The following is a 20,409-nucleotide window of genomic DNA, read 5'->3' as shown; positions in this document are numbered from 1 at the left end:
CCCGGGGGAACCACACAGTGAAGATACGCATGCCCGGACGCGGCCTGGTCCGCTCGGCCGCCCTGCTGGCCGTCGTCCTTCCGGCCGCCGCCGGACTGCTCGGCGGCGCGGCCGTCGCACACGCCGCACCGGTCGGCAACAGCTCGTTCACCTGGCAGGGGGACCCGGGCAGCGGCGGCGACGACCAGTCCCGTACGTACGACTCGATGAGCGGCGACGTCTTCGGCGCGACCGCCGCCGCCGACCACGGCTCGGTCTCGGTGAGCATCAACCGCCCGGGCGACCCGTGGACGGTCGACCTGGCCGCGCCCGCGGGCCAGGAGCTGGCGGTGGGCTCGTACCCGGACGCGGTCCGCTTCCCGGAGACCGGCGGACGCCCCGCCGAGCCCAGCCTGCTCGTCAACGGTTACCGCGCCGGCTGCGCCACCCTCACCGGCGGCTTCACCATCACCAAGCTGGAGTGGGGCCCGGGCCGCACGCTGAAGTCGCTGGTCGCGTACTACACCGAGGACTGCGACGACCGCAACGTCCTGAGCGGCCGGCTGGAGATCACCCCGGCCGCGGTACCGGCCCACCTGGCCCTCGGCCTGACCATCGCGGCGGACGGCAAGGCCACGACCGCGACCGCCCCCGCCGCGGTGCACGGCACGATCACCTGCTCCAAGCCCGTCACCCTGTACATCAGCGGCACGGCGGTCCAGCAGCTGAAGCACACCACCACCCACGGCATCGTGGGTGCCATCGAGGTCGTGTGCACCCCGGGCACGGCCGTCCCGTGGACCGCCCCGGCCCGCAACCTCGCGGACGTCCCCGTCCCCTTCGTCCCGGGCACGGTCGCCCTCGACCTGGCGGCCCGCGCCTTCGACCCCGACGGCGGCCAGGTCACCACGACGACCAAGACCAAGCTGGTGACCCTCCGCCGGGTCTGATCCCCAGGCCCGGCGAACGGCGACGGTCCCGGCCCCCGAAAGGGGACCGGGACCGCTTCCGTCCACCGTGTCAGCGCCTTACAGCACCGGCATCATCTTGCGGAGTTCGAAGGCCGTGACCTCCGAGCGGTATTCCTCCCACTCCTGCTTCTTGTTGCGCAGGAAGAAGTCGAAGACGTGCTCGCCCAGGGTTTCCGCGACCAGTTCGCTGCGTTCCATCAGGGAGATGGCCTCGCCCAGGTTCTGCGGGAGGGGTTCGATGCCCATCGCGCGGCGTTCCGCGTCGGAGAGGGCCCAGACGTCGTCGTCGGCGCCCGCCGGGAGTTCGTAGCCCTCCTCGATGCCCTTGAGGCCCGCGGCCAGGAGGACGGCGTACGTCAGGTACGGGTTGGCGCCCGAGTCGATCGAGCGGACCTCGATGCGGGAGGAGCCCGTCTTGCCCGGCTTGTACATCGGGACGCGGATCAGGGCCGAGCGGTTGTTGTGGCCCCAGCAGATGTACGACGGGGCCTCGCCGCCGGAGCCGGCGGTGCGGGAGGAACCGCCCCAGATGCGCTTGTAGGAGTTCACCCACTGGTTGGTGACCGCGGCGGTCTCGGCGGCGTGCCGCAGCAGGCCCGCGATGAAGGAGCGGCCGACCTTCGAGAGCTGGTACTCGGCGCCCGACTCGTAGAAGGCGTTGCGGTCGCCCTCGAAGAGGGAGAGGTGGGTGTGCATGCCCGAGCCGGGGTACTCCGAGAACGGCTTCGGCATGAAGGTGGCCTGGACGCCCTGTTCGAGGGCGACCTGCTTCATGACCAGGCGGAAGGTCATGATGTTGTCGGCCGTGGAGAGCGCGTCCGCGTAGCGCAGGTCGATCTCCTGCTGGCCCGGGGCGCCCTCGTGGTGGCTGAACTCCACCGAGATGCCCATGGATTCGAGCATGGTGATCGCCTGGCGGCGGAAGTCCATGCCGACGTTCTGCGGCGTGTGGTCGAAGTATCCCGAGTTGTCGGCCGGGACCGGCCGGGTGCCGTCCAGCGGCTTGTCCTTGAGCAGGAAGAACTCGATCTCCGGGTGGGTGTAGAAGGTGAAGCCCAGGTCGGAGGTCTTGTTCAGGATGCGCTTGAGGACGTAGCGCGGGTCCGCGTAGGACGGGGAGCCGTCGGGCATCAGGATGTCGCAGAACATCCGCGCGGTACCGGGGGCCTCCGCCCGCCACGGCAGTATCTGGAAGGTGCTCGGGTCCGGCTTCGCGATCATGTCCGACTCGTAGACCCGGGCGAAGCCCTCGATCGCCGAGCCGTCGAAGCCGATGCCCTCGTCGAAGGCCTGCTCCAGCTCCGCGGGGGCGACCGCGACGGACTTCAGGAAGCCCAGTACGTCGGTAAACCACAGGCGCACGAAGCGGATGTCGCGCTCCTCGAGCGTCCGGAGGACGAATTCCTGCTGCTTGTCCATGCCTTCATCCTCGCAGTTCAGACGGCCTGTGCACCACTATCAAGCGTCCGTGGGCACGGTCGGGCAGGACCCAGTATCGCGAGCGGTGGTTTCCGCCAGATTACGCACCCGGAGGAGCTCGCGGCACCCCCGCACTGACCTTGGACCCGTCATGAGCATTACCATCTGCGCCCATAGGGGTCCCCCCGCCCGCCCCTCCCCGCAGAAGGACTGACATGGCGAGCAAGTCCAGCAACACCCAGGACCACTCCCGCAAGGCGCGCATAGCCGACATGCGCCGGGCCGAGAAGGCCCGCGACCGGCGCAACAAGATCCTGGTCATCACCGGTTCCACGGTGCTCGTCGCGGGCCTTCTCGGCTTCGGCGGGTACATGCTGAAGAAGCAGACCGACAAGCAGACCGAGAAGAAGAACGCCCCCCTGGCCTCCGTGATGGACCCGGTGACGGGCGTGGCGAGCTGGGACGCCAAGAAGCTCGGCCGCCAGCACGTCGAGACCCCGGTGAAGTACCCGATGAACCCGCCGGTCGGCGGTGATCACAACCCGCGCTGGATGAACTGCAACGGTGACGTCTACAAGAACCCGCTGCCCGAGGTGAACGCGGTGCACTCGCTCGAGCACGGCGCGGTGTGGGTCACGTACAACGACAAGGCCGCCAAGGCCGATGTCGACGCGCTCGCGGCGAAGGTGGCCAAGACCCCGTACACGCTGATGAGCCCGGACAAGGAGCAGTCCGGCGCGATCATGCTCAGCGCCTGGGGCAAGCAGCTCAGCGTGGACAGCGCGACGGACCCGCGCGTGGACAAGTTCTTCAGTACGTACGTCCAGGGCGCGCAGACCCCCGAGCCGGGCGCGGCCTGCACGAGCGGCCTGGACCAGAAGTGAGCCGTACGTACTGGGCGGCGCTCGGCGCGGTCTTCCTGGCCCTGCTCTTCGCGGCCGGGGCGACGATGATCGCGGCGGCGAACGGGACCTCTTCGGCCGGGGCGGACGACGGCGGCCGGGCGCCCGCCGTGTCCTCCCCGGACGCGGGGTTCGCCCGGGACATGGCGGTGCACCACCAGCAGGCGGTGGAGATGTCGTTCATCGTGCGCGACCGCACCCAGGACGAGGCCGTGCGGAGCCTCGCCTACGACATCGCCAACACGCAGGCGAACCAGCGCGGGATGCTGCTGGGCTGGCTGGACATGTGGGGGCTGCCGAAGGCCACGCCCGGCGAGCCGCCGATGGCCTGGATGAGCGGGAGCGGCGCCGGGGCGTCCCCGGGCGCCATGGACGGGATGACCGGCATGGGCAGCGCGGCGGGCACGGACGGGACGGCCGGCACGGACGGGATGGCCGGCACGGACGGGATGGCCGGGCACTCCATGGGCGGCGCCACGACCAAGCCCGGCGCGCTGATGCCCGGCATGGCCACCAAGGAGGAGCTGGCGCGGCTGGACACCCTCCAGGGCCGGGACGCGGAGGTCCTCTACCTCCAGCTGATGACCGACCACCACAAGGGCGGGGTCGCGATGGCACGGGGCTGCGCGACGCTGTGCCGGACCCCGGCCGAGCGGAAGCTGGCCCAGGGCATGGTCGAGGCGCAGCAGTCGGAGCTGGCCCTGATGGCCGACATGCTGGGCAAGCGCGGGGCCGCGCCGCGCCCGTAGGGGGGCGCGGCGGGAGGGGGCGGGGGTACGGGTCACCCGTACGGCCGTGTGCGCTCGCGTGGGCCGAACGGGCGACCCAGGATGGTCACGCCGCCACGGACGCACCCGCGCCCGGCGAAACGGCGTGCTCAGGAGGTTGACGCGATGACCACCGCCGGAGACATCATGCATCCCGGGGCCCAGTGGATCCCCGCCACCGAGACCCTGGACCGGGCTGCCCAGCTGATGGCGCGCCTGAACGTGGGGGCGCTGCCGATCAGCGACGAGAACGAACGGCTCTGCGGGATCCTGACCGACCGGGACATCGTCGTGGGCTGTGTGGCCGAGGGCCACGACCCGGCGAAGACCACGGCCGGGGACATGGCCCGGGGCACCCCGCGCTGGATCGACGCGGACGCGGACGTGTCGGCCGTGCTCGACGAGATGCAGAGCCACCGGATCAAGCGGCTGCCGGTGATCCGGGACAAGCGGCTGGTCGGCATGATCAGCGAGGCGGACCTGGCCCGCCACCTGTCGGAGGAACAGATAGCGGGCTGGGCCGAGAAGGTCTACGCCCGGGGCTGACCGGGGCCCAGGCGCGGGACTGACCGCGCGGTGCGTCCAGGACCGCGCGGTGCGTCCAGGACCGCCCGGGCCACCTGGTCCGGGCGGTCCAGCATGACCATGTGCCCGGAGGGCTCGGCGACCTCGAAGCGGGCGCCGAGGCGGTCGGCGAGGTCCGCCTGGCGGCCGAGCCAGTGGAGCGCGGCGGGGCGCGCGGAGGCGTCGTACCCCGCGAGGACCGTGACGGGCGCGCGCAGCGGACGCTCCGCGCGCAGGGCGAGCACGTCGGCGGCCACGTCCGGGTAGCGGGCGTTCTCCAGCAGGGTCCCCCGCCAGACGCGGCCGGTGCGGTAGCAGCGGCGTACGGACTCCCCCGCGGCCGGGTCGGCGCCGCCGGTCCGGGAGGCACGTACCCCGGCGCGCCGCAGCGCCGGGCCGAGCGCGGCGGGCAGCCCGGCGGCGGTGACGGCCCGCTCGAGCGCCCGCGCGGCGGCGTCCCGTACGGCGGCCGGGAGCCGTGGCGGCCGGGGCGCCTCCTCGACGCTGCTGTCGAGCAGGACCAGCGCGGCGGTGCGGGCCGGGTACAGCCGGCCGAAGGCTTCGGCGTGGAACCCGGCGAGGGAGTGGCCGACGACCGTGGCCGGGGCCTGCCCGGCCGGGCCGAGCGCGTCGAGCAGCGCCGCGATCCGGCGGGCCTCCCCCGCGGCGGTCGGCGGCGCGGCGGCGGGGGCGCTCAGCCCGTGGCCGGGGCGGTCGAAGCGGACGACGGTGCGGTGCGGGGCCAGCAGGGCGGCCACCGCGTCCCAGTCGAACCAGCAGAGCCCGAGCCCGGCGGCGAGCACGCAGACCGGGCCCGCGCCCTCGACCACGACGTGCAGCGGCACGCCGTCGGTGGACCGGACGAACCCCTCGAAGCCCACCGGCCCCACGCCCCCCTCATGCCCCGTCACGTCCGGCGCTCCTTGTGGACGGAGTACGCCAGCAGGCCGAGCCACAACGCGACGAACAGCACTTGGAGCCGCTGGCCCGCGCCGAGCGCCCAGGTCCCGCGTCCGGCGGTGAACAGGGCGATCGCGCCCAGGGTCCAGGCGGTGGCGAGGAGTTCCAGCGTCACGAGCACCGGGCCGTAGCGGGCGAGCGGGGCCCACCAGCCGTAGCGGCGGGCGGCGACGGTGAGCGCCACTATGCCGACGAGGGCTCCGGTCATGGCCAGGCTGCTGCTGATGGCGTGGGCCTGATGGGTGGCGGGGACCAGCCCGGCGGTCTCCCGGGAGGCGCACACGGGATCGGCGGTCGGGGTGCAGCTGAGCGGCAGCCAGGCGTCGGCGGCGGTGGCCGCGCCGAAGAGCGTGACGCCCGCCCAGCCGGTCACGGCCCACGGGCGGCGGGACCCGGGGTGGGCGCGGAGCCTGGAGAGGGCGAACAGGCCGCCCGCGAAGGCCAGCAGGCCCGCGGTGAAGTCGGTCGCCCGGAAGAGGCCGCCGAGCGGCTGGTCCTGGGCGGCGAGTTCGCTGACGTACGTCTCGATGGGGTTCAGGCCGGTGGACAGGACGACTTCGAGCACCCACGCGGTGTAGGCGGCGGCGCCGAGACCGAGGAGGGCGGCTACCCGCCGTGTACCGTTTGTGGACATAGTGGGACCAATCCTAAGCAGGACGGGGGTCGGTCGGATCATCGGATACCCACCCGGGGTAAGCTCCCGCGCATGACGGACCGTGCCCGCTTCGCACCGCGAGCCTCCCGGTGGTCCCGGGTGCCGCTGCTCGCCGCGCTGCTGCTGGGCATCGTCACCATGCACACGCTGGGCCACCCGGACGACTCCCCTGCCGGACAGGACGCACCGCCCGCCCACACCGTTGCCCACGCGATGCCCGCGGCCCGGCAGGCCCACGAGCCCGCCGAAGCCCGGCAGGACCACGGTGCCGCCGACGCCGGGCAGGCCCACGAGCCCGCCGACGCCCCGCGGGCCGCCGGCGTCCCCCCGTCCCCCGGGCGGGCGGCCGTGCGCGGGCCCGGCGGCGGGATGGCGATGGACCCGATGTCGGTGTGCCTGGCCGTGCTGCTGGCCGGGGTCACCCTGCTGAGCGTGCTCACGCTCGCGCGCACCGCGGCCGACGCCGCCGCGCGGCGGCCCGCGGCCCCGGGCGGCCGGGCGCGGGGCGGGCCCGATCCGCCCACGGCCCGGGAACTCCTCGACCGGCTGACGGTGCTGCGCGTATAGGACGGGCCCCGCCGTCGCCCCCGCGTGCCCGCGGCGGCGGCAGCAGACGGCGCCCGTCCACCCACGCGTCACCACACCCACGAGGTGCACTCCCATGCGCTCTCCCGCTTCCTTCATCCCTCCCGCTTCCCCCACCCCTCCCGCTCCCCTCACCCCTCCCGCTTCCTTCCCCACCCGGCGCGCCGTGCTCGGCGCCTCCGCAGCCGTGGCCGGCTCCGCGCTGCTCGCCGCCTGCTCCGGCGGTTCCGGCGGATCCGGTTCCGGCATGGACCACGCGTCCATGGGCCACGGCCCGGCCAACGGCTCCACGGGCAACGGCTCCGCCGCGCCGGCCGCGCCCGGCGGGTACGTCGACCCGGCCGGCCCCGAGGTCCGGGCCGCCGAGGCCGCCCGCAAGGCCACCGGCCCGGTCAGCGAGGTGCGACTGACCGCCACCGCGGGCCCGCTGGACCTCGGCGCGGGCCGCACCGTCCGCTCCTGGGCGTACGGCGACCGGCTGCCCGGCCAGGAGGTGCGGGTCACCGCGGGCGGCACCCTCGCCCTGACCCTCGCCAACCACCTGCCCCGGGCCACCTCCCTGCACTGGCACGGCCTGGCCCTGCGCAACGACATGGACGGGGTGCCGGGGCTCACCCAGCGGGACATCGCCCCGGGCGCGTCGTTCACGTACCGCTTCGCCGTACCGCACCCGGGGACGTACTGGTTCCATCCGCACTCCGGGGCCCAGCAGGACCGCGGGCTGTACGCCCCCCTGATCGTCGAGGACCCCCGGGAGCCGCTCGCCTACGACAAGGAGTGGGTGGTGGTGCTGGACGACTGGCTGGACGGGATCGACGGCTCCACCCCGGACGCCGTCCTCGCCGAACTCCGCAAGGGCATGGGCGGGGGCGCGGGCCAGGGTGGTCACGGCGGGCACGACATGGGTGCCATGACGGGCTCCCCCGCCCCCGCCGGCCCCTCGCGCATGCTCATGGGCGGGGAGGGCAGCCCGGTCCTCGGCAAGGACACCGGCGACGTCGCGTACCCGCACTATCTGGTCAACGGGCGCACCCCGCAGGACCCTTCGGTCTTCACCGCCCGCCCGGGCGACCGGATCCGGCTGCGGATCATCAACGCGGGCGGGGACACCGCCTTCCGGATCGCCCTGGGCGGCCACGAGCTGACGGTCACGCACACCGACGGCTACCCGGTCGAGCACGCGCGGACCAGCTCGCTGCTGCTCGGCATGGGCGAGCGGTACGACGTCCTCGTCACCGCCGGGGACGGAGTGTTCCCGCTGACCGCGCTCGCCGAGGGCAAGGGGGCCGCCGCCTCGGCGCTCGCGCTGCTGCGCACCGCGCCCGGGGCGGCGCCCACCGCCGCGACCCGCCCCGCCGAGCTGGCCGCCGCACCCCTGACCGCTGACCGGTTGCGGGCCGCCGGGGCCGCGGCGCTCGCCGACCGCGCCCCCGACCGGACGCTGCGCATCAAGCTGACGGGCGGGATGGCGGCGTACGACTGGGCGTTCGACGGGGAGCCCTACACGGCGGACCAGCGGCGCCCCGTGAAGGCGGGCGAACGGATCCGGCTGGAGTTCAACAACTCCACAACGATGTGGCACCCGCTGCACCTGCACGGGCACACCTTCGCGCTCGGCGGGCAGCCGGGCGGCGCCCGCAAGGACACCGCGGTCATCCTGCCCGGCGCCTCGCTGACGGCCGACTTCGACGCCGACAACCCGGGGCTGTGGATGCTGCATTGCCACAACGTCTACCACGCGGAGGCCGGGATGATGACGGTGCTGGGCTACCAGCGCTAGCCGCCCGGGGACCGGCTTCCGGGGGTGAACCGGGAGCCGGCAATCCGGTTGGCCGGGGGTGCGGCGCGTGGCAGGGTGGAAGATCACCGCGCCGCCACCCATACAAGAGGATCTTTCGTTGGACCTGAGCAAGCCCTCGAACCCGTCCGCCGCCACGCCGCCCGCGGCCGCGCCGTCCGGTCCCCCGACGGAAGCCGAGGGCACACCCGCGCCCGTACCCGCCGCCACCCCCGCGCCGCCGGCCCGCTCGGTGCACGACGCCGCGACGATGATCGGGGGTCCGGCCGTGCCCGCGCAGGCCGCCGCGCCCGCCGCGCCGCAGACCCCGCCGGGCGGCGCCGCTCCCGCGCCGTCGGCGTTCGCGCCGCCGTCGCCGTCCCCCTTCGGACCGCCGTCCGCCGGGGCTGCGGGGGCGCCGGGCGCGCAGCCGTACGGACAGCCGATGCCCCCCGCGAACCCGTGGGGCCCGCCGGCCGGCGGGTACGCCAACCTGCCCTACCCGGGCGTTTCGACCGCCCCGCAGAACAACGGCATGGCCGTGGCCGCCCTCGTCCTCGGCCTGGTCAGCATCCCGGTCGGCTTCATCCCGTTCCTCTTCTGGGGCGGCGCGCTGCTGGCGCTGGTCGGGATCGGTCTCGGCATCGCGGGCATGGTCCAGGCGTCCAAGGGCGCTCCGCGCAAGGGCCTCGCCGTCGCGGGCACGGTGCTCGGCGTGCTCGGCCTGTGCGCCGCGGGGGCCGGTACGTACTTCACCAGCCGGATCGTCAACGACATCGACGACCAGGTCAACAAGGGCCTGCCGCACACGCACAGCAGCCCCTTCGGCGACGGCTACGACGACGAGTACGACGACGCGAGCCCGAGCCCGAGCCCCAAGGCGGACGTCCCGGGCAAGACCTCGGCGCTGCCCTTCGGCCAGACCTTCCGGTACGACGACGGGGTCGAGGTCACGGTCAAGGAGGCGGCGGGCTACACCCCGGAGCCCAACAAGTACGACCCGAGCCGCCCGAAGTTCGCGGCGAAGGTGACCGTCAGCATCACCAACAACTCCAAGGACAAGCTCGAGCTGCGCGCCGCCCTGCCGTCCGCGCGGGACGACAAGGGGCTGGAGTCGAAGCGGATGTACGACTTCACGGTGGAGCACCCGTTCTCGGGTTCGCTGCTGCCCGGCCAGTCGGCCACCGGCGTCTTCGCCTTCGGCCTGCCCGAGGGCACCAAGGGCATCCAGTTCGAGATCGCGCCCGGCATCTCCAAGTACGACGGCGCCATCTGGAGCGGCACGCTCGGCTGAGGCACCCGGCGGTACATCGCGTCAGAAAGACGATTAGTGATTAGACTGAGGCCGTGCCTCAACTTCGTCTCGCTCTGAATCAGATCGACTCGCACGTCGGCAACATCGCCGCCAACGCCGACTCGGTCGTGCACTGGACCCGGCACTCCGCCGAGCAGGGCGCCCACCTGGTGGCGTTCCCCGAAATGGTGCTGACCGGCTACCCCGTCGAGGACCTCGCCCTGCGCGGTTCTTTCGTCGAGGCCTCGCGCGCCGCCCTCCGCGATCTCGCGGAGCGGCTGGCGGCGGAGGGCTTCGGGGAGCTGCCGGTCGTCGTCGGCTACCTCGACCGGACGGAGGAGGCCGCGCCGCGGCTCGGCCGTCCGGCCGGTTCCCCGGAGAACGCGGCGGCCGTCCTGTACGGCGGCCGCGTCGCCCTGCGCTTCGCCAAGCACCACCTGCCCAACTACGGGGTCTTCGACGAGTTCCGGTACTTCGTGCCGGGCGACACCCAGCCGGTGATCCGGGTGCGCGGCGTGGACGTGGCCCTGGCCATCTGCGAGGACCTCTGGCAGGACGGCGGCCGGGTCCCGGCGACCCGCGCCGCCGGGGCGGGCCTGCTGATCTCCGTCAACGCCTCCCCGTACGAGCGCAACAAGGACGACCTGCGCCTCGAACTCGTCCGCAGGCGCGCCCGGGAGGCGGGCTGCACCCTCGCCTATCTGGCCATGATGGGCGGCCAGGACGACCTGGTCTTCGACGGCGACTCGATCGTCGTCGGCGCGGACGGCGAGGTGATCGCGCGCGCCCCGCAGTTCTCCGAGGGCTGCGTGCTGGTCGACCTGGACCTGCCCGCCGCGTCCCCGACGCCCGTCGAGGGCGTGGTGGCGGACGGTCTGCGGATCGACCGGGTGATCCTGTCCGAGGAGCCGGTGGAGCCGTTCGAGGCCGTGGTCACCGGCGGGTACGCCGAGCGGCTCGACGACGACGAGGAGATCTACGACGCGCTGGTCGTGGGGCTGCGCGCGTACGTCCGCAAGAACGGCTTCCACTCGGTCCTGATCGGGCTCTCCGGCGGCATCGACTCCGCGCTCGTCGCCGCGATCGCCTGCGACGCGATCGGCGCGCAGAACGTCCACGGCATCTCGATGCCCTCGAAGTACTCCTCGGACCACTCCAAGGGCGACGCGGCCGATCTGGCCGAGCGCACCGGTCTGCACCTGCGGACCGTCTCGATCGAGCCGATGTTCGACGCCTACATGGGGGCGCTGGGCCTGACCGGCCTGGCCGAGGAGAACCTGCAGTCCCGGTTGCGCGGCACCCTGCTGATGGCCGTGTCGAACCAGGAGGGCCACATCGTGCTGGCCCCGGGGAACAAGTCGGAGCTGGCCGTCGGCTACTCGACCCTCTACGGCGACTCCGTCGGCGCCTACGGCCCGATCAAGGACGTCTACAAGACGGACGTCTTCCGGCTCGCCCGCTACCGCAACCGGGCCGCCGTCGAGCGCGGCGAGACCCCGCCGATCCCGGTCGCCTCGATCGAGAAGCCGCCGAGCGCCGAGCTGCGCCCGGGCCAGGTGGACACGGACTCGCTGCCGGACTATCCCGTGCTGGACGCGATCCTGGCGCTGTACGTCGACGGGGACCAGGGTATGGAGGCGATCGTCGCGGCCGGGTACGACGCCGCCCTGGTGGCCAAGACGCTGCGGATGGTGGACGCGGCGGAGTACAAGCGCCGCCAGTACCCGCCGGGCACCAAGATCTCCGCGAAGGGCTTCGGCAAGGACCGCCGCCTGCCGATCACCAACGGCTGGCGCGAGCAGGCGTGACGCCGCTCCCTCCTCGGCGGGTGTCCGCCGAGGAGGGAGGCCGCTTGCGGGGGAAGTCCGCGCTACGGGCGGATCGTGAGCCGGGCCGCGATCGGCAGGTGGTCGCTGCCGGTGCGCGGGAGGGTCCAGGAGGCCTCGGGCTTGATGCCGCGGACCATGATCTGGTCGATCCTGGCCATCGGGAACTGGGACGGCCAGCTGAAGCCGAAGCCGTCGCCCGCCGCGCCCTGCGTGGAGCGCATCTGCGAGGTGACCTCGGACAGGGCGCGGTCGTTCATCGTGCCGTTGAGGTCGCCGAGGAGCAGGACCTTCTTCAGCGGTTCCCCGGCGAGCGCGGCGCCCAGGGCGCCGGCGCTGTTGTCGCGCTGGGTGGCGGTGAAGCCCGCGTTCAGCTTCACCCGGACCGAGGGCAGGTGGGCGATGTAGGTGGCGACCTGGCCGGAGGGGGTGTCCACGGTGGTCCGCATGGCGCGGGTCCAGCCCATCTTGATGTCGACGGGCTTGCTGGAGGACAGCGGGTACTTGCTCCACACGCCGACGGTGCCCTCGACCGCGTGGTACTTGTACGTGGCGGCGAGCGCCTCCTCGTACACCGGGACGGCGCTCGCCTTGAGCTCGGTCAGCGCCAGCACGTCGGCCCCGGACTTCGTGAGCGAGGCGGCGGTGCCGCGCGGGTCGGGGTTGTCGGCGTCGACGTTGTGGCTGGCCACCATGAGGTTGCCGCCGGAGCCGGACTTGTCGGTGACCAGTCCGCCGAAGAGGTGGACCCAGACCACGGACGGCAGCACGAGCGCGATCAGCGCCGTCGCCGACTTCCGCGCGATGCCGATGACCAGCAGGATCACGATGGGCACGGCGAGCCAGGGCAGGAAGGTCTCGGTGAGGCTGCCGAGGTTGCCCACGTCGTTGGGGAGCCGGGCGTGGAAGATCATCACGAGGGCGATGAGCAGGGCCACGGCGGCCGTCACGATGCCGCGCCGCCAGATCCCCGGATCCTTGCGCAGGGCGGTCAGTCGGCTGCGGAGGCCGGATCCGGAGGGACGAGGCTCCGGACCGCCGTTCCCCGTCTCCGTCATGTACGCCTGTGCCATGCCATGCCCTCACTGCCGCGCTCGCGCTCCGTCCCCGCCCCTTGACCCTAGGCGATCTACGAAGCCATGCGCGCCGTCCGTCCCGGCACGCACAACCCGGAGGACGAACGGCCGTACGGGGAAGGTTCCGCTTGTCACGAAACGCGCACATTGGCTCGGGCGCGCCTCGCGGGCGGCTGGGGAGGCGGCGGACGCGCGCGCGGATGTGACGGACCGGTCATCGCGCCACTTACGCGCCGGGGCGCGGGGGTGCCACCATGGTGGGTGAGTCCGGGGACGCCGTGAGGGTGCCTCGAGATGACACAAGGAGCAGTTGCAATGACGCATGCCGTTTCGCCTGCCCGCGAAGCCGCCGCCCCGACGCTCTACGGGGGCAAGGGCAGCCGTCGCATCACCGTCCGTGACCTGATGCTCGCCAAGGAACGCGGCGAGAAGTGGCCCATGCTCACCGCTTACGACGCGATGACCGCGTCCGTCTTCGACGAGGCCGGGATCCCGGTCGTGCTCGTCGGCGACTCCATGGGCAACTGTCACCTCGGCTACGAGACCACCGTCCCCGTCACGATGGAGGAGATGACCCTCCTGTCGGCGGCGGTCGTCCGCGGCACCAGCCGCGCCCTGGTCGTCGGCGACCTGCCGTTCGGCTCGTACCAGGAAGGCGCGGTCCAGGCGCTGCGCAGCGCCACCCGCCTCGTCAAGGAGGCCGGGGTCGGCGCGGTCAAGCTGGAGGGCGGCCAGCGCTCGCTGGCCCAGACCGAGCTGATCGTGCAGTCCGGCATCCCCGTCATGTCCCACCTGGGTCTGACCCCGCAGTCCGTCAACGCCATGGGGTACCGGGTGCAGGGGCGCGGCGACGAGGCCGCGCACCAGCTGCTGCGGGACGCGAAGGCGGCGCAGGACGCGGGCGCCTTCGCGGTGGTGCTGGAGCTGGTCCCGGCCGAGCTGGCCGCCGAGGTCACCCGGTCCCTGCACATCCCGACGGTCGGCATCGGCGCGGGCGCGGAGTGCGACGCCCAGGTGCTGGTGTGGACGGACATGATGGGCCTGACCGGCGGGAAGATGCCGCGCTTCGTGAAGCAGTACGCGAACCTGCGGGCGACGATGACGGACGCGGCGAAGGCCTTCGCCGAGGACGTGGTCGGCGGAACGTTCCCGCTGGAGGAGCACAGCGTCCACTGATCCGATCCGGGACTGATCCGGAGCTGGTCCGGGACTGATCCCGAGCCGGCCGACAGCCGGCCGACAGGGCCTCCCGGCCGCTGTCGGTCGGCTGTCGGTGCTTTGTCAGTGGCCTCTGGTCCCATGAGGGACATGACGCGAAACGACAACAACCCCGGCCGTGGGGCACACGGCGCCCACGCGGTGGAAGTACGGGGACTGGTCAAGCACTACGGCGAGACCAAGGCCCTGGACGGCGTGGACCTGGATGTCCGTGAGGGCACGGTCCTCGGGGTCCTCGGCCCGAACGGCGCCGGGAAGACCACCCTGGTCCGCTGCCTCTCCACCCTGATCACCCCGGACGCCGGCACCGCGGTCGTCGCGGGCTTCGACGTGGTCCGCCAGCCGCGGCAGCTGCGCCGCACCATAGGCCTCACCGGCCAGTACGCCTCGGTCGACGAGAAGCTCTCCGGCTGGGAGAACCTCTACATGATCGGGCGGCTGCTCGACCTGTCCCGCAAGGACGCCCGCCGCCGCGCGGACGAGCTGCTGGAGCGGTTCTCGCTGACCGAGGCGGCCAAGAAGGCCGTCATGAACTACTCCGGCGGCATGCGGCGGCGCCTGGACCTCGCCGCGTCCATGATCGGCAGCCCGGCGGTGCTCTACCTGGACGAGCCGACCACCGGTCTGGACCCCCGTACCCGCAACGAGGTGTGGGACGAGGTGCAGCGGATGGTCGCCGAGGGCGCGACGGTCCTGCTCACCACCCAGTACATGGAGGAGGCCGAGCAGCTCGCCAGCGAGCTGACGGTCATCGACCACGGCAAGGTCATCGCCAACGGCAAGGTCGACGAGCTGAAGGCCCGCGTCGGCGGCCGCACCCTGAAGATCCGCCCCGCGGACCCGGCCGACCTGCCGGGCATGGCCCGCTCGCTGGCCGAGACCGGCCTGGACGGCGTCGCCGGTTCGCAGGCCGTACCGGACGAGGGCGTGCTCCTGGTCCCGATCCTGAGCGACGAGCAGCTGACCGCGGTGGTGGGCCTGCTGGCCGCCCGCGGCTACGCCATCGCGGACCTGGGCACCTACCTGCCCAGCCTGGACGAGGTCTTCCTCTCCATCACCGGCCACAAGGCCACCCCCGTGGACGCCCACCAGACCGAGGAGGTCGCGGCATGAGCACCGTCACCACGAAGCCCGCCCCCACCCGCCGCGCCTCGGTCTCCGGGCCGGCGGCCGTGAGCGACGAGGGCCGCCTGGGCCTGCGCGCCCACCTGCGCCACATCGGCGCGCTGGCCCGCCGCAACGTCCTGCAGATCAAGCAGGACCCCGAGTCGATGTTCGACGTCCTGCTGATGCCGATCATCTTCACGCTGCTGTTCGTGTTCGTCTTCGGCGGCGCGATCTCCGGCAAGGGGAACCAGCAGGAGTACGTCAACTACGTCGTCCCGGGCCTGATGGCCATGATGGGCATGAACATCGCGATGGGCGTCGGCACCGGCGTCAACGACGACTTCAAGAAGGGCGTGATGGACCGCTTCCGGTCCATGCCCATCGCCCGGTCCTCGGTGCTCATCGCCAAGATCGTCGTCGAGGTCGGCCGCATGATGGTGGCGATCGCCATCCTGCTCGCCGTCGGCTTCATGCTGGGCCTGTCCATCAAGACCTCGGTCCTGGACCTGCTGGCGTCCATCGGCCTGGCGGCCGTCTTCGGCGCCTCGCTGATGTGGATCTTCATCCTGCTCGGTCTCACCATGAAGACCGCCCAGGCCGTGCAGGGCATGGCGATGCTGGTCCTGATGCCGCTCCAGTTCGGCAGCTCGATCTTCGCCCCGCCGACCACGATGCCCGGCTGGCTGCAGTCCTTCACCGACTACAACCCGCTGTCCAACCTGGCCGACGCGGCCCGCGCCCTGATCAACGGCACGCCGATCGGGAACTCCGTGTGGATCACCCTGGCCTGGTCGGTGGGCATCACCCTGGTCACCATGCCGATCGCGGTCCGCAAGTTCCGCAACAAGACCTGACGACCTGATCCGGGCGGGACCGGATCGCGTCCCGGGCCCGCAGCGGGTCAGATGAGGGCGGTGGCCTCCTCCAGGGAGAGGCCGCCGCCTTCGGCGTACGCCGCGTCGAAGGCGGCGTCGCCCAGCTCCGCCCGCGCCCGCTCCCCGACGCGGGCGACGCCCTCGCGTTCCGTGGTGACGGGCACGTGGGCCGGCGGCAACAGGGCCCGGTAGGCACCGAACAGCAGGGCCGCGGTGCGGGCGTGGTCCGCGCCGCCGAGTCCCGCGTGCGCCTCGGCCGCGGACAGCAGGTACACGGCCGGCATCTGCGGAGCGACCATCATGGCCAGCGGGTCCTGCACCATGCCCAGCGCGAACCTGACCTGCGCGAGGGCCTCCTCGTACTTGCCGTCCTGGTTGTCCAGCCACGCCGTGAGGCCCTGGAGGAACCCGTCGAAGATGACGTAGAGGCCGAAGCTGAAGTCCTCGCGCAGCGCCCGGATCTGGACGCGGGCCTCGGGAATCCGGCCGCTGGAGCCGAGCCGGCTCGCCAGGAACATCCGGGCGGCGGGAGTGGCCTCGTCGCCGAAGCGCTGCTCGGACCTCAGGACGTCGGTGAGGATCTCCTCCGCCTCCTCGCCGCCGCCGTCCTCCAGCAGGGCCCCGGCCATCCGGACCCGCAGCACCAGGACCTGGCCCCGGGCGCCGAGCCGTTCGGCGTGCCCGATGGCCGCCCGGTAGTCCGCCGCGGCCAGGGCGTACTCGCCGCGCTTCTCGCGGGATTCCGCGCGGGCCGAAAGGGCTTCCGCGCAGCCCCAGTCGTCGCCCAGCTCCTCGAAGATCGCCAGGCTCTCCTCCGCGTCCCGGGCCGCGGTCCCGGCCCAGTCGGCGCGGTTGGCCAGGACGTTGGCGCGCAGCTGGAGCGCGGAACCCAGCTCCCAGCGGTGGCCGAGGCTCCGGGCGGTCTCCACCGTGGTGTCGGCGATCTCGCGGAGCAGCCCGGGGTGCCCGCCGATCATGGCGGCGTAGATCCACAGGGATCCGGGATACCGGCAGGTCTGCGGCAGGCCCGGGCGGTAGGTGGCGGCCATGCCGTCGATCAGCGGGCGGACCTCCGGTGCGAACCAGCCCTCGTTGCTCTGGTCGAGGGCGGCGAGCTGGAGCAGCCGGATGCCGCGCCAGGCCTCGGTGAGCAGTTCCCCGGTGTACGGCGGGGGCGCGTCCACGACCTGTTCGTACACGGGCTGCGCGGGGACGGTGGGCGCCGCGAAGGGATCCGGTCCGAGGGCGCCGACGGCGTTGGTCCAGTGGCGCATCTCGGCCCGCAGGTCCTTCATCTGCCAGTACCAGACGAGGGCGTGGACCAGGCACAGCGCCTCGCCCGCATCGCGGGTGGCGACGGCGCGGCGCAGGGCGGTGCGCAGGTTCTCGTACTCGGTGGCGAGCCGCCGGGCGGCTTCCCGCTGGCCGCGCCCGCGCAGCAGCGGGTCCGTGGTGCGGGCGAGTTCGCGGTAGTGGACGAGGTGGCGGCGGCCGGTGGCGTCCTGGTCGTCGGCGGCCGCCGCGAGCCGCTCGGCGGCGTATTCGCCCACGGTCTCCAGCAGCCGGTAGCGCATGTCGCCGTCCGGTCCGGGGGCGGCGACGACCAGGGACTTGTCGACGAGGGAGCCGAGGACGTCCGCGACGTCGGCGATGCCGTCCGCGCCCCGGGCGTCGCCGCCGTCCGCGCAGACGGCTTCGGCGGCGGTCAGGTCGCAGCCGCCCGCGAAGACCGACAGGCGGCGCAGGACCGTACGTTCGGACGCGTCCAGGAGGTCCCACGACCAGTCGACCACCGCGCGCAGGGTCTGCTGCCGGGGCAGGACCGTACGGCTGCCGCTGGTCAGCAGGCGGAAACGATTGTCCAGACGGTCCGCGATCTGCCGCGGGGTCAGCAGCCGCAGCCGCGCCGCCGCCAGCTCGATCGCGAGCGGGAGGCCGTCCAGGCGGCGGCAGATCTCGGCGGCGGCGGCCGGATCGTCCTCGACGGTGAACCCCGGCCGGGCCGCGGCGCCGCGCTCCGCGAACAGCCGGACCGCCATGGGGTCCGGCAGCGGTTCCACCGGCCGCAGCAGCTCACCCGGCACGCCGAGGGGTTCGCGGCTGGTGGCCAGGATCCGCACGCCCGGGCAGTGCGTGAGCAGCCGCTCGGCCAGCTCGGCTGCGGCGCCGATGACGTGCTCGCAGTTGTCGAGGAGGAGCAGCAGGCGGCGCCGGGCGCAGTGCTCGGTGAGCTGGTCCAGGGGGTCGTCGCCGGTCTGTCCGGTGAGGACGCGCAGTTCCTCGGCGGCGGTGCGCAGCTTGGTCTCGCGGGCGCCGAGGGCGGCGAGGGCGGCCTCGGCCACGTCCTCGGGGTCCTCGACCGGGGCCAGTTCGACCATCCACACCCCGTCGGGCCAGTGCTCCGCGGCGGCGCCGGCGTGGGCCTCGGCGGCCTCCTGGGACAGCCGGGTCTTGCCCGCGCCCCCGGGGCCGAGGAGGGTGACCAGCCGGGCCCGGGTGAGGTCCGCGCCGATGACCCGGATGTCGTCCTCGCGGCCGACGAAGGTGGTGAGGCGGGCGCGCAGGTTCCCGTCGGCGGCCACGGGTACGGCGGCCGGGGCGGGGGCGGCGGCGGGCAGGGGCCCGGGCGCGGCGGCGGGGGCCGCGGGCGGCGGGGTCAGCAGCTCCGTGTGCAGCGTGCGCAGCGCGGGCCCCGGGTCGGCGCCGAGCCGGTCGGCCAGCTCACGGCGTACGCCGTCGTAGGCGGCCAGGGCCTCGGCGGGGCGGCCCGCGTCGCGCAGCGCCCGGATCCGCAGCACCTGGAGGGGCTCGTCCAGGGGCAGGTCGGCGCACAGGGCGGTCAGCTCGGGCAGCGCCCGCTCCGCCTCGCCCAGGGCCAGGGCCGCGCCGAGGCGGCCCCGGCGCGCGTCCAGCCGTACGGTCTCCCAGCGCGCGGCCTCGGCGGCCGGGTCCGGCAGGTCCGCGAGGGCGGGCCCGCGCCACAGGGCCAGGGCCTCGTCGTACAGCGCGGCGGCCCGCTCCGGATCGCCCGCCTCCAGGTGCCGCGCCGCGCTGCGGACGAGGCGTTCGAAGCGGTACAGGTCGATGTCGTCGCGCTCGGCGGTGAGCCGGTAGCCGCCCCCCTCGGAGGCGACGGCCCCGTGCCCGACGGCCCGGCGCAGCCGCCCGATCAGGGCCTGCAGGGCGCCGGACGCGTCCTGGGGCGGTTCGTCGCCCCAGACCTCGTCCACCAGGACCTCGGCCGCCACCGCCCGCCCGGGGCGCAGCGCGAGCGCGGTCAGGAGCGCGCGCAGGCGTGCTCCGCCGAGGGCGACGGGGGTTCCGTCGCCACGAATTGCCTGGGCACTGCCGAGAATCGCGTAACGCACCGGCCCATTGTCACCGGCCCGGCGCCCGAACCCACCGGGATTACGCGACGGGCCGACGCGGGATCCGGCCGCGCGGGCCCCTGGGATAGGTTTCGCGGCATGGGTCATCAAGGCGGTCGCGGTGAGCGGCGGATCAGCGCGGTGTTTCTCGGAATCGCCGCGGTCATGGGCGTCACCGGCTGGGCCGTGTGGACCGGATACGCCTCCAGTCCCGGACTGGCCGTGTTCCTCTTCGTCACGTCCGCGTGGATCGTCTCGCTGTGCCTGCACGAGTACGCGCACGCCCGCACCGCCCTGCACAGCGGGGACCTGTCGGTGGGCGCCAAGGGCTATCTGACGCTCAACCCGCTGAAGTACACGCACGCGGTGCTGAGCATCGTGCTCCCGGTGGTCTTCGTGATCCTGGGCGGGCTCGGTCTGCCCGGCGGGGCCGTGTACATCGAGCGCGGGCGGATCCGGGGGCGGTGGAAGCACAGCCTGATCTCGGCGGCGGGGCCGCTGACCAACGTGGCGTTCGCCGTCGTGTGCACGGCGCCGTTCTGGCTGGACGCGCTGGACGGGGTGCCGCGGGCCTTCCGCTTCGCGCTCGGCTTCCTGGCGCTGCTCCAGGTCTCGGCGGCGATCCTGAACTTCCTGCCGGTGCCGGGCCTGGACGGCTACGGCGTGATCGAGCCCTGGCTCTCGTACACCGTGCGCCGCGAGGTCGAACCGCTGGCGCCGTTCGGCCTGATCGCGGTCTTCGCCCTGCTGTGGATCCCGGGGGTCAACGCGTTCTTCTTCGACTTCGTGAACGCGGTCCTCGGCAAGCTCGGCGTCTCCGACTTCGAGACCTACTGCGGCCGCGAGCTGTACACGTTCTGGCGTGAGGGCAGCGGGATCTGCGGCGTCAGCGGCTGAGCCGGGCCTTGCGCAGGTAGAACCACGCCATGTTCGAGGTCACGCCCGCCAGCAGGACCCAGACGATGCCGAGGAAGCTGCCCTGTACGAAGGCGACGACGGCCGCGGCCACGGACAGGACGCAGACGACAAGGGCGAACACGGCAAGGCGGGGCATGGGCCGAACTCC

General features: G+C 73.3%; 18 protein-coding genes. 12 read left to right on the top strand and 6 right to left on the bottom strand.

Features of this window, described 5'->3' with window-relative positions:
• Positions 1-17 precede the first annotated feature (17 nt).
• Positions 18-929, top strand: coding sequence for a hypothetical protein (locus tag ABT084_RS09800; RefSeq protein ID WP_351040237.1), 912 nt, complete (start codon positions 18-20; stop codon positions 927-929).
• Between the two features lie 78 nt (positions 930-1,007).
• Here the strand turns inward: ABT084_RS09800 and glnA2 are convergent, their stop codons facing one another.
• Positions 1,008-2,369 carry a gamma-glutamylpolyamine synthetase GlnA2 gene (glnA2, locus tag ABT084_RS09795; protein WP_351040235.1) on the bottom strand — a complete coding sequence of 454 codons (1,362 nt, stop codon included), beginning with the start codon at positions 2,367-2,369 and terminating at the stop codon, positions 1,008-1,010.
• A gap of 215 nt (positions 2,370-2,584) precedes the next feature.
• On the opposite strand from glnA2, the gene ABT084_RS09790 reads away from it, so the two are divergent.
• From ABT084_RS09790 to ABT084_RS09780, 3 genes are all read left to right on the top strand, one after another.
• Positions 2,585-3,253 carry a thioredoxin-like domain-containing protein gene (locus ABT084_RS09790; RefSeq protein ID WP_351040232.1) on the top strand — a complete coding sequence of 223 codons (669 nt, stop codon included), beginning with the start codon at positions 2,585-2,587 and terminating at the stop codon, positions 3,251-3,253.
• Positions 3,250-4,020 carry a DUF305 domain-containing protein gene (locus ABT084_RS09785; protein WP_351040229.1) on the top strand — a complete coding sequence of 257 codons (771 nt, stop codon included), beginning with the start codon at positions 3,250-3,252 and terminating at the stop codon, positions 4,018-4,020. Before ABT084_RS09790 ends, ABT084_RS09785 begins: the two co-directional genes overlap by 4 nt.
• Before the next feature lie 144 nt (positions 4,021-4,164).
• The gene (locus ABT084_RS09780) at positions 4,165-4,584 is read left to right on the top strand and encodes a CBS domain-containing protein (protein WP_351040227.1); all 420 of its coding nucleotides are present in this window, start codon (positions 4,165-4,167) and stop codon (positions 4,582-4,584) included.
• Here ABT084_RS09780 and ABT084_RS09775 read toward each other — a convergent pair.
• On the bottom strand, positions 4,569-5,513 hold the full coding sequence (locus ABT084_RS09775; RefSeq protein WP_502968881.1) for an alpha/beta fold hydrolase: 945 nt from the start codon (positions 5,511-5,513) through the stop codon (positions 4,569-4,571). The genes ABT084_RS09780 and ABT084_RS09775 overlap by 16 nt on opposite strands.
• Entirely contained in the window at positions 5,510-6,196 is a 687-nt protein-coding gene (locus ABT084_RS09770) for a DUF998 domain-containing protein (RefSeq protein WP_351040224.1), read from the bottom strand. The genes ABT084_RS09775 and ABT084_RS09770 overlap by 4 nt, the downstream gene beginning before the upstream one ends.
• A gap of 72 nt (positions 6,197-6,268) precedes the next feature.
• Between ABT084_RS09770 and ABT084_RS09765 the strand changes: the two genes are divergently transcribed.
• The 4 genes from ABT084_RS09765 (at position 6,269) to ABT084_RS09750 (ending at position 11,681) form a co-directional block, all read left to right on the top strand.
• Positions 6,269-6,784, top strand: coding sequence for a hypothetical protein (locus ABT084_RS09765; protein ID WP_351040221.1), 516 nt, complete (start codon positions 6,269-6,271; stop codon positions 6,782-6,784).
• 94 nt (positions 6,785-6,878) lie between these two features.
• Positions 6,879-8,582: a multicopper oxidase family protein gene (locus ABT084_RS09760; protein ID WP_351040218.1), complete on the top strand. Its 1,704-nt coding sequence runs from the start codon at positions 6,879-6,881 to the stop codon at positions 8,580-8,582.
• 118 nt (positions 8,583-8,700) lie between these two features.
• Positions 8,701-9,873 carry a DUF4190 domain-containing protein gene (locus ABT084_RS09755; protein ID WP_351040215.1) on the top strand — a complete coding sequence of 391 codons (1,173 nt, stop codon included), beginning with the start codon at positions 8,701-8,703 and terminating at the stop codon, positions 9,871-9,873.
• Between the two features lie 53 nt (positions 9,874-9,926).
• A complete protein-coding gene (locus ABT084_RS09750) occupies positions 9,927-11,681 on the top strand; it encodes an NAD+ synthase (RefSeq protein WP_351040212.1) in 1,755 nt (584 codons plus the stop codon).
• A 62-nt stretch (positions 11,682-11,743) separates the two neighbouring features.
• Here ABT084_RS09750 and ABT084_RS09745 read toward each other — a convergent pair whose 3' ends face one another.
• The gene (locus tag ABT084_RS09745; protein ID WP_351040209.1) at positions 11,744-12,772 is read right to left on the bottom strand and encodes an endonuclease/exonuclease/phosphatase family protein; all 1,029 of its coding nucleotides are present in this window, start codon (positions 12,770-12,772) and stop codon (positions 11,744-11,746) included.
• 318 nt (positions 12,773-13,090) lie between these two features.
• Here ABT084_RS09745 and panB point away from each other — a divergent pair, with 318 nt between their 5' ends.
• The 3 genes from panB to ABT084_RS09730 all read left to right on the top strand — a co-directional run bounded on the left by panB (position 13,091) and on the right by ABT084_RS09730 (position 15,954).
• The gene (panB, locus tag ABT084_RS09740) at positions 13,091-13,951 is read left to right on the top strand and encodes a 3-methyl-2-oxobutanoate hydroxymethyltransferase (RefSeq protein WP_502968880.1); all 861 of its coding nucleotides are present in this window, start codon (positions 13,091-13,093) and stop codon (positions 13,949-13,951) included.
• Between the two features lie 123 nt (positions 13,952-14,074).
• Positions 14,075-15,106 carry an ATP-binding cassette domain-containing protein gene (locus ABT084_RS09735; protein WP_351040203.1) on the top strand — a complete coding sequence of 344 codons (1,032 nt, stop codon included), beginning with the start codon at positions 14,075-14,077 and terminating at the stop codon, positions 15,104-15,106.
• Positions 15,103-15,954 carry an ABC transporter permease gene (locus tag ABT084_RS09730; protein WP_351040200.1) on the top strand — a complete coding sequence of 284 codons (852 nt, stop codon included), beginning with the start codon at positions 15,103-15,105 and terminating at the stop codon, positions 15,952-15,954. Before ABT084_RS09735 ends, ABT084_RS09730 begins: the two co-directional genes overlap by 4 nt.
• A gap of 47 nt (positions 15,955-16,001) precedes the next feature.
• On the opposite strand, the gene ABT084_RS09725 is transcribed toward ABT084_RS09730, so the two are convergent.
• Positions 16,002-19,343, bottom strand: a complete 3,342-nt coding sequence (locus ABT084_RS09725) for an AfsR/SARP family transcriptional regulator (protein WP_351040197.1) — start codon at positions 19,341-19,343, stop codon at positions 16,002-16,004.
• 99 nt (positions 19,344-19,442) lie between these two features.
• Between ABT084_RS09725 and ABT084_RS09720 the strand changes: the two genes are divergently transcribed.
• On the top strand, positions 19,443-20,240 hold the full coding sequence (locus ABT084_RS09720) for a site-2 protease family protein (protein WP_351040194.1): 798 nt from the start codon (positions 19,443-19,445) through the stop codon (positions 20,238-20,240).
• Here the strand turns inward: ABT084_RS09720 and ABT084_RS09715 are convergent.
• Positions 20,230-20,397, bottom strand: a complete 168-nt coding sequence (locus ABT084_RS09715) for a hypothetical protein (protein ID WP_351040191.1) — start codon at positions 20,395-20,397, stop codon at positions 20,230-20,232. The genes ABT084_RS09720 and ABT084_RS09715 overlap by 11 nt on opposite strands.
• Positions 20,398-20,409: the final 12 nt, after the last annotated feature.

This window comes from Streptomyces sp. NPDC002138 (genome assembly GCF_040296485.1).
Classification (GTDB): domain Bacteria; phylum Actinomycetota; class Actinomycetes; order Streptomycetales; family Streptomycetaceae; genus Streptomyces.
This window is presented reverse-complemented; position numbering and strand designations above follow the sequence as displayed.